Source organism: uncultured Parabacteroides sp., from assembly GCF_902493135.1.
Lineage (GTDB): Bacteria > Bacteroidota > Bacteroidia > Bacteroidales > Tannerellaceae > Parabacteroides.
This window is the reverse complement of the sequence record NZ_CABUOD010000082.1, coordinates 1-7,956: the sequence shown is the minus strand read 5'-3', so window position 1 is coordinate 7,956 and position 7,956 is coordinate 1. Positions and strand designations below refer to the sequence as shown.

The 7,956-nt window shown below is 45.1% G+C and carries 8 protein-coding genes and 2 pseudogenes; 6 read left to right on the top strand and 4 right to left on the bottom strand.

What is annotated here, in order from left to right; genetic code table 11:
* Positions 1-147 precede the first annotated feature (147 nt).
* The 3 genes and pseudogenes from RDN79_RS18755 to RDN79_RS18745 all read right to left on the bottom strand — a co-directional run.
* Positions 148-366: a hypothetical protein gene (locus tag RDN79_RS18755; RefSeq protein ID WP_298551790.1), complete on the bottom strand. Its 219-nt coding sequence runs from the start codon at positions 364-366 to the stop codon at positions 148-150.
* A gap of 230 nt (positions 367-596) precedes the next feature.
* Positions 597-1,619 carry a virulence RhuM family protein gene (locus RDN79_RS18750; protein ID WP_298551792.1) on the bottom strand — a complete coding sequence of 341 codons (1,023 nt, stop codon included), beginning with the start codon at positions 1,617-1,619 and terminating at the stop codon, positions 597-599.
* A gap of 75 nt (positions 1,620-1,694) precedes the next feature.
* Positions 1,695-1,878, bottom strand: a pseudogene (locus tag RDN79_RS18745) (helix-turn-helix transcriptional regulator); the annotation flags it as partial.
* A 104-nt stretch (positions 1,879-1,982) separates the two neighbouring features.
* Here RDN79_RS18745 and RDN79_RS18740 point away from each other — a divergent pair.
* From RDN79_RS18740 to RDN79_RS18715, 6 genes are all read left to right on the top strand, one after another.
* Positions 1,983-2,123 carry a hypothetical protein gene (locus RDN79_RS18740; RefSeq protein ID WP_308573350.1) on the top strand — a complete coding sequence of 47 codons (141 nt, stop codon included), beginning with the start codon at positions 1,983-1,985 and terminating at the stop codon, positions 2,121-2,123.
* Between the two features lie 124 nt (positions 2,124-2,247).
* Positions 2,248-3,771, top strand: coding sequence for a glycoside hydrolase family 10 protein (locus tag RDN79_RS18735; protein ID WP_298551794.1), 1,524 nt, complete (start codon positions 2,248-2,250; stop codon positions 3,769-3,771).
* Positions 3,772-3,783: 12 nt separating this feature from the next.
* On the top strand, positions 3,784-4,635 hold the full coding sequence (locus RDN79_RS18730; RefSeq protein WP_298551795.1) for an AraC family transcriptional regulator: 852 nt from the start codon (positions 3,784-3,786) through the stop codon (positions 4,633-4,635).
* A 126-nt stretch (positions 4,636-4,761) separates the two neighbouring features.
* Complete coding sequence (locus tag RDN79_RS18725; protein ID WP_298551797.1) at positions 4,762-5,691, top strand: DUF5119 domain-containing protein; 930 nt, start codon at positions 4,762-4,764, stop codon at positions 5,689-5,691.
* 55 nt (positions 5,692-5,746) lie between these two features.
* Positions 5,747-6,685, top strand: coding sequence for a fimbrillin family protein (locus tag RDN79_RS18720; protein ID WP_298551799.1), 939 nt, complete (start codon positions 5,747-5,749; stop codon positions 6,683-6,685).
* A gap of 210 nt (positions 6,686-6,895) precedes the next feature.
* Positions 6,896-7,729: a fimbrillin family protein gene (locus RDN79_RS18715; protein WP_298551801.1), complete on the top strand. Its 834-nt coding sequence runs from the start codon at positions 6,896-6,898 to the stop codon at positions 7,727-7,729.
* Positions 7,730-7,747: 18 nt separating this feature from the next.
* Here RDN79_RS18715 and RDN79_RS18710 read toward each other — a convergent pair.
* Positions 7,748-7,956, bottom strand: a pseudogene (locus RDN79_RS18710) (hypothetical protein); the annotation flags it as partial.

The window sequence follows — 7,956 nt, the reverse complement described above, 5'->3', positions numbered from 1 at the left end:
ACTTATAATATAGACTTTTATTTTTTAAGCTGTGCTCTTTTATTAATTAAATACACAAAAAGTAACCATACAGCAAAAGTGAACAAGACCCATACCATTTATATGGGGTATTAAACCCGATTACATGCAGAAGCAGTGACATTTTGATTATTTGCTTTTCTCATAAACAATCCGGAATGCGTGCTCCGCCAGTCTCTCACCAACGATTTTTTTATTTCTCGGATGCACATCATACGGATCACCGATATCCAGGGAATAGACCATACCGGTATTGGGTAATGCGACATGCTGCTTTTCCCGGAATAACTGATAGGGCGGCTCACCAACCTCCGGATCTATCTCCGGTAACAATGATATTTGCTTCAAATAAGATTTTTTCTTGTATCTATCTGATTGATAGGCTATAATTGAGAAGTAACAAGTTGTTGGTAACGATTTAGCGAAAGTCAGGCCGCACTAGTTATCTATGCTTTACCTTCCCTAAAACAACTCTATGTAAATATAAAGGGGATTTTGTTAATAACCAAGATATTCAGGAGCATTATACACGGAGACCAAAAATCCTTCTCAGTCTCCATTATAGCTTGAAGTTTAAGTTATTCTCTTTTTTTCTTATTCTTATTCAGTTTTTGAATATCTTTCTCCAACTCTTTGATACTTTCCAGTCGCTCCAACTGTTTTTGCACCTCCTTGTATTTATCATACTCATCAGTGGCTTTTTGCAGTGCCAATTTATGAGAAATTGACCCGGCGTGCTCCAATATGTTTTTATCATTCATAGTAAGTACTTGCTTCAGTTTCTCAATCCAATCCCGCATATACATCGGTTTGTGTTGGATAGCCTGAGTCTCTGCATAAGCAAGAAATTGTTCCACGATCAATTTCAAAAGCCCGATCTCCTCTTCATTCAGATAGTTCTTTCCAATTTCCACATCTGCCTTACGAACCTTGTTGGGCAAAGATGTTGATGTCAGTCCCATTTGTGGCAATGCGGCATTTGCCCGATAATAAATCAGCTCCGCCGCAGTTTTCCCGCTGACCGCCCAAAGAAGTTTGTTTTGTACTTCTTTATAAAAGGCAAGGGTCATCTCATCGGATGGATCGTAATCAATACTTGTGGCATAAATATCTTTGATTTGTTGATAGAAAAGCCGTTCAGACAAGCGAATCTCCCGAATCCTGTCTAACAGTTCTCGAAAGTAGTTCATGGATGAACCGCTCTTGAATCGCTCATCGTTCAGAGCAAAACCCTTGATGATATAATCCCTCAAACGCTGCGTTGCCCAGATACGGAACTGCGTACCTTGCATAGATTTCACTCTGTAACCAACTGAGATTATTACATCCAAGTTATAATAATTAACCTCGTGGCTCTGTGTTTTATCTTCAATTGCACCATGCTGAGTGGTTGTTCGGAATTTCCGAACAACCATATTCTCATTCAATTCTCCTTCTTCGAAGATATTTTTGATATGCTCACTTATAGTAGATTTGGCCTTTCCAAACAGAGACCCTATCTGCGTCTGTGTTAACCAAACCGTCTCCTCCGAGAATAGTACATCGACTTTTATCGTACCATCCTGAGACTGATATATGATGATTTCATTTTGTTGTTCCATGTATACTCCTAAATATTAGAATCGCTCTTCACTCCTTGATTATTATTTTCTATATCTTTACTTTGCACAATATGCCTACTTGCTACTATTAAATAACTCTTTCATATCAACATTCAGCAACTCGGCTATTTTAGCGAAAGTTTCAACGGGTGGTCGGATAGAATTGGAGCACCATCTCGATACTGTAGCTGGGTCTTTGCCCAATTGCTCGGCAAGCCATTTTCCTGTTTTTTTGCTTCTCTACTAAAACGACTTTTAACTATTGATATGCTTCATTCTAACTGATTTAACTTGACATTTTATGCAAAGCTATTGATTATTCTCGAAAATGGCACAATATTTAGCAAAAAACAGAACTGTTATATGGGATTGGAATGTCGGGGTGGTCGTTGCCATTTCAGAGGTTATCCCGGCCTGGCCTTTTACCAGCCAAAAGAAAGTAACGAGATAGTAATGCAACTTTGTCCTCACTTGGCTTTCCGTTCTCTCCTTTCTCTCGCCTAAACCGCTATTCATCAGCCTTATTACTGCGTTCTGTACTAAGTCTCAATTTTATTTTATATCTTTGTGTCGAATTGTACAAAGTGTATAGGACAACAAACAAAAGAATCTCAAACTCACAGACTTCATGATGGCAAAATACCTCCGTCTGCTACTGATCTTGCTGCTTGGTGCAGTAACGTCATGTAAGACGACGAAACAAATACCGCAGCAACCGGCTGGGAAAGAAGCGAAACGGGAATTTCGCGGGGCTTGGATACAGACGGCTTTCCAGGGAGAATATAAGGATATGACACCCGCACAAATGCGGAAAGACTTTATCCGCAAGCTCAACTATCTGCAGAAATGCGGGATCAACGCGATCATCTTCCAGGTGCGGCCGGAAGCCGACGCCTTCTATAAATCGGATATCGAGCCTTGGAGCCGTTTCTACACCGGCAGACAGGGACTCGCCCCGGCGGGGAACTTCGACGTGATGGCTTTCCTGATCGAAGAATGCCACAAACGGAATATGGAATTCCACGCCTGGCTGAATCCTTACCGGGCAAGCACAGCCGGAAATACCCGTTTTGCCGATTCACATATATATAATAAGCATCCGGAATGGTTCGTGACCTACAACAAGCAAATCCTGTTTGACCCCGGATTACCGGAAAGCCGGCAGTTCATCTGCCGCGTGGTACGGGACATCGTGAGCCGTTACGATGTAGACGCGATCCACATGGACGACTATTTCTATCCCTATCCGGTAGCGGGCATGCCTTTCCCGGACGACAAGAGTTTTCAAAAACACGGCTTGAACAAAGGATACAAAACGTCGCAGCGTGCAGACTGGCGAAGGGAGAACGTGAACAAGCTGATCCGCGAGATCAAGCGCACCATCCTGCTGTCCAAACCGTGGGTAAGATTCGGCATCAGCCCGTTCGGCATCTACCGCAACAAGAAAAGCACACCCGACGGTTCAGGCAGCAACACCAACGGGCTGCAGAACTACGACGACCTGTATGCCGACGTGACACGCTGGGTGAAAGAGGGGTGGATAGACTATAACATTCCACAGATATATTGGGAGATCGGACATCCGGCAGCCGACTATATCACGCTGATCAAATGGTGGGACAAAAACGCCAATGGTGGACACCTGTATATCGGCCAGGATGTAGCCCGCACCATGAAAGCCGGAGAACTGACCCGCAAGATGCGCTACGAACGCGCACTGCCCCATGTCAGCGGAAATTGCTTCTGGCCTGCAAACGAAATACTCTGGAACAACAAGGGGATGGCCGACAGCCTGAAACGGAACTACCACCGCTATCCGGCATTGATCCCGGCCTATACCCATCTGCACAACCGGGCTCCGCAAGAGGTCAAGAAGCTGAAAGCCGAATGGACGGCCCAAGGCTATCTGCTGCACTGGCAGGCGGAACAAAGCAAGACCAATCCCGAACTGGCAAGCTATTTCGTCATTTACCGCTTCGAAGACAAGGAGCCGCTCAATCTGGACGACCCTTCGAAGATCGTAGCGGTCACACGCGAGACGAACTACCTGCTGCCCTACAACGACGGAAAACGCAAATACCGCTACGTGGTCACAGCCGTAGACCGTTTCCATAACGAAAATCAAGGTAAAAGCAAAAAGGTCAAACTCTAAACACAGCCGCGCATGTCGGATTTCATCTGTCAGAAATATACAGACTGTTCTTCCTGCTCCCGCTACCAGAAGCAACTGTTCAAATACCGCTCCTTCCCGAAAGGGATGATAATCCCGAAGGAACGGTGTTCGCAGAATACGATCTACTTTTTGGTGAGCGGCCAAGTCCAGGTCGATAGCGAGGAACATCCCGGCACGATCTTCCACGACGGGCAGTTCATCATGCAGCCGATCGGTTCGCGTGTGGAGTTCCGCATGCTCGAAGCGACGGAATGCATCCTGTACCTGTTCGAAACTCCCTTGTCCATTTGCAGCGACCGTTTCAACAAAGGGCTCGAACTGGCAAAAGAATCGCCTTTGCTTCCTACCGTCATGGACATGTGCTTCCCGCTCCGCCTTTTCATCAACGGGCTGAAGATGTACCTCAACAACGACCTCCTGTGCACCGAGTTTCTCAAAGCCAAACAGACGGAGTTGTATTTCCTGCTCAACTGCTATTACACGCTTAAGGAGATCGCCACTTTTTATGCACCTATATATAGGTATAGCAAGACATTCCGCTATTTCGTCATGCAAAACTACCTGAAAGTAAAAGACGTGGAGGCTTTTGCGCAATTAGGCGGATACAGCACGCCCACCTTCCGGCGTCTTTTCAAAGAGACTTTCGGGGAACCCGCCTACCAGTGGATGCTCAAAAAGAAATGCGAGGACATACAGAACGACCTGATCGCCACCAACCTCAGCATTTCCGAAATCTGCTACAAGTATGGTTTCGAATCACTCTCCAACTTTTCCCACTTCTGCCGCGCCAATTTCGGCAAGTCTCCACGCGCCGTCCGCAACGAAAGAAACGAAATCATATAATAATCAACAGATATTGCAAGTTTTGCAACTTTTTGATTAAAAAAAGCAATTCCACCTGTTTCCAATCTCTCTACATTTGCATCATAACAGTAAGGGAGTATCGGCAATCGATACTTATTAGTAGAAATGGACATTCAGAATTGTATAAAAACAGGGATCGCCTTTACCATTTGTTGCATCATAACCACGCTGATAAAGTGCAGCAAGGAAAAGACTCCGGATTTGGAACAGCAGGGACACGTGCAATATTCCTTCAAATGGGAAAAATTGTTGAAAGGATATCCGGTTCCGGGACAAGTAAGATATTGTTTTTATCCGGCAGACGGCGGCTCGGTCATCCAGATGGACGACGATGCCAACGGAATGAGTTTCACATTGCCGCCCGCCCGCTACAAACTTTTGGTGTTCAACTGTGATGCAGACGGCATCGCTTTCAGGAATACGAACAAGTACGAAACGGCGGAAGCGTATATCCAAACGACGAAAGCCGCCGACGAACTTCAAGCGGGCCAGGTCCCCTTATACGGAATCGCCCTGGAGGAGTTGGAAATAAAAGCGGGAGACAACGAGTTGGTCGAATTTGTCCCCGAACCGTTAGTCCGCAACCTATCCATCAAGATCAAGGTCGACGGAATGGAAAAGATGGTAAGTTGCAAAGGGACCATCAGCGGGATGTCGACCTCGATCAACCTGAGCAAACAGGAGATCATGGCAGAAGAGACGGCAGACCTGACATTCGAAACCACTCCCTCGGAGGAAGGAGTTCAAGCAAACATTCTGATGCTGGGAAAACCTAAAGAACAAGGAGAGGAGCCGCCGGGACAGCCCGGAGAACCCGGACAACCGGAAACGCCCGCCCATGAGGTAACATTAGACTTTACCTTATCCGACGGCAGCAACAGTTCTTCCACGATCGACTTAGGAACATCCATCGACGAAACCGAAGGTCACGACATAGACGTAGCCATAGAAGCCACCGTCGTTCCCGGTCCCACCTTCACAGTCAAAATCAACCACTGGGAAGTCGCCGCCGGAGACAGCTTAATCATCGAATAGACAAATAAATAATAAGCGATTATAGGGTATAACAACAATTAAAAAAAAGAATATTATGAAAAGTTTAGTATTAAGCATGCTTGCAATTGCAAGCATGGCAGCTATGAGTAGCTGCTCGAATGAGAATGATGTGATTGACGATGTGACTGGTGGCAATCAGGATAAGGTGGAGATTAAGTTGAGTGCTGGAACTATCGGTGTAGAAACTAAAGCTCCAATAGTTGACTTAACAGGTCTGGCTAATAGTGATCAGAAAATCGGTATTTATGCTATAGATGATAATACATGGACTGCTACTCCACGCATAGCAAACCAATCATCAAGTACAAATACATCTGGAAATATTACTTTCGATGATAGTAAGAAATATTATTATCCAGGTACAGGGGATGTTAATTTTTACGCATATTTTCCTTATGAAGGAACAGATATTACAGCACCAAGTGAAGGTACAGCTCCTTCAGTATCTTTCACAATCACTGGTCAAGAAGACTTAATGTATGCAACACCTGTTAGTGGAAATAAAACTACTCCCCCAGCAAATACACTAAAATTCAATCATGCACTTACACAAATACAATTTAAAGTCAAAGCTGGAAGTATTCCTAATGACGTGACACTTACTTCAATTAAAGTAACAGGAGTAAATGATCAATGTAAAATGGATATAGCTACAGGTGCATTAAGCGCATGGGGAAAAAGTAAAAGTGCCAAATTTGATGCATCAGTTACAGGAACACTAACTATAGGAGAAGAGGCTACCGTTGGTTCTCCCATTATGTTACAACCAGAACAAACAAGTTTCAAGATAGAAGTTGTAACAAGTATGGGAACATACTCAGACATATCCATTACTCCAACAGGGGGTGATAGCAAATTCGCTGCAGGAAAATCTTATAACGTTCTCCTAACATTTAATGCAACAGGGATAGATGTCAAAGCTGATATTACAGCATGGACACCAAATGGAACCGGAGAAGGTACAGTCGAATAATAAATTCAATAGAGACTATTGAGATATGTCAAAAATGTTTTGCCATTCCAGGCTTGTCCCAGAATGACAAAATACTTTTGACACATCTTCAATATATCTTGATCGCCCATCCCTCTTACAAATCAATTACAACACATGCAAATCATCAAATACACATTTTGGTTATTATTTCTTATATTCTCTGGTTGTAATGAAACAGACGCGCCACTTGTGGAAGCAACGCCATCGCAATCCATCCACTTCTCCACCCATATCCAAACCCTTACCACCAAATCCATCATCACCGAAACCTCCCTTCCCGACAACTCACAAATCGGAGTCTTTTCTTGGGGGCATCATAAAGATGACGGAAGCGTCAATACGACACTCCGTAAGGATCTGGCCAACCATCTCTATACCAAAGAAGCCGGCAGTGCCGAACTGACAACTTCGACAGACGCCCATTATCCGATCAATCCCGACACCTTGCTAAACTTCTACGCTTACTATCCTTATACACAATCGGCCACCCATACGCCCGGAAGTATTCCGTTCGATCTAAGCAAACAAGAAGATATCATGTGGTCCACTCCCGTATTGAACCGGAGTAAAGCCACAAGCGAAGAGACGGTCAACCTCTCCTTCAACCACCTCCTCTCCGCCATCACCATCAAATTCCAGAAAGCCGACGACATCAAAGAAGAGATGGTCTTGGAAAGCATCTCTTTAGCCAATTACTCCCCTGCTCTGCAACTCGACATTCAGACAGGCAAGCTGACGCAGGCGGTTTCCACAACGGCCTACACATTTATCAAGGACTTAAAAACCCCTGTCGCCCCGGCACAACAGACAATCGTTGCCGACCACCTGCTCTTCCCGGTTGCCCAGCCCGTCTTTATCGTCCGTATGAGCGGTAAAGACTACCGCATCGAATCCTTCAAAGCATTCGAACCCGGCAAGAAACAAACCTACGAATTCACCCTGCAAGCAAAAGACATCCATCTCTCCGGCAGCATCAACCCGTGGGTAGACGGAGGTTCAAGCAACGAAACGGTTTACTTTTAAACAAGAGTGCAGCCTCTCTTATAAAGACCGGATTGTTTCCTCGCTCAAGCCGGTGCACTTTGCGATGGTGGCCATGTCTACGCCCGTCTCTTTCATCCTGACAGCGACTTGGCGCATGCCTTCGGCAAAACCTTCCGCTTTTCCTTCGGCGATTCCTTCCAGCTTGGAAGTATAGATCGCGTTGTTCTGGATGTTGATGTCTTCGAGGTGGCGGATGTAGACGAGGC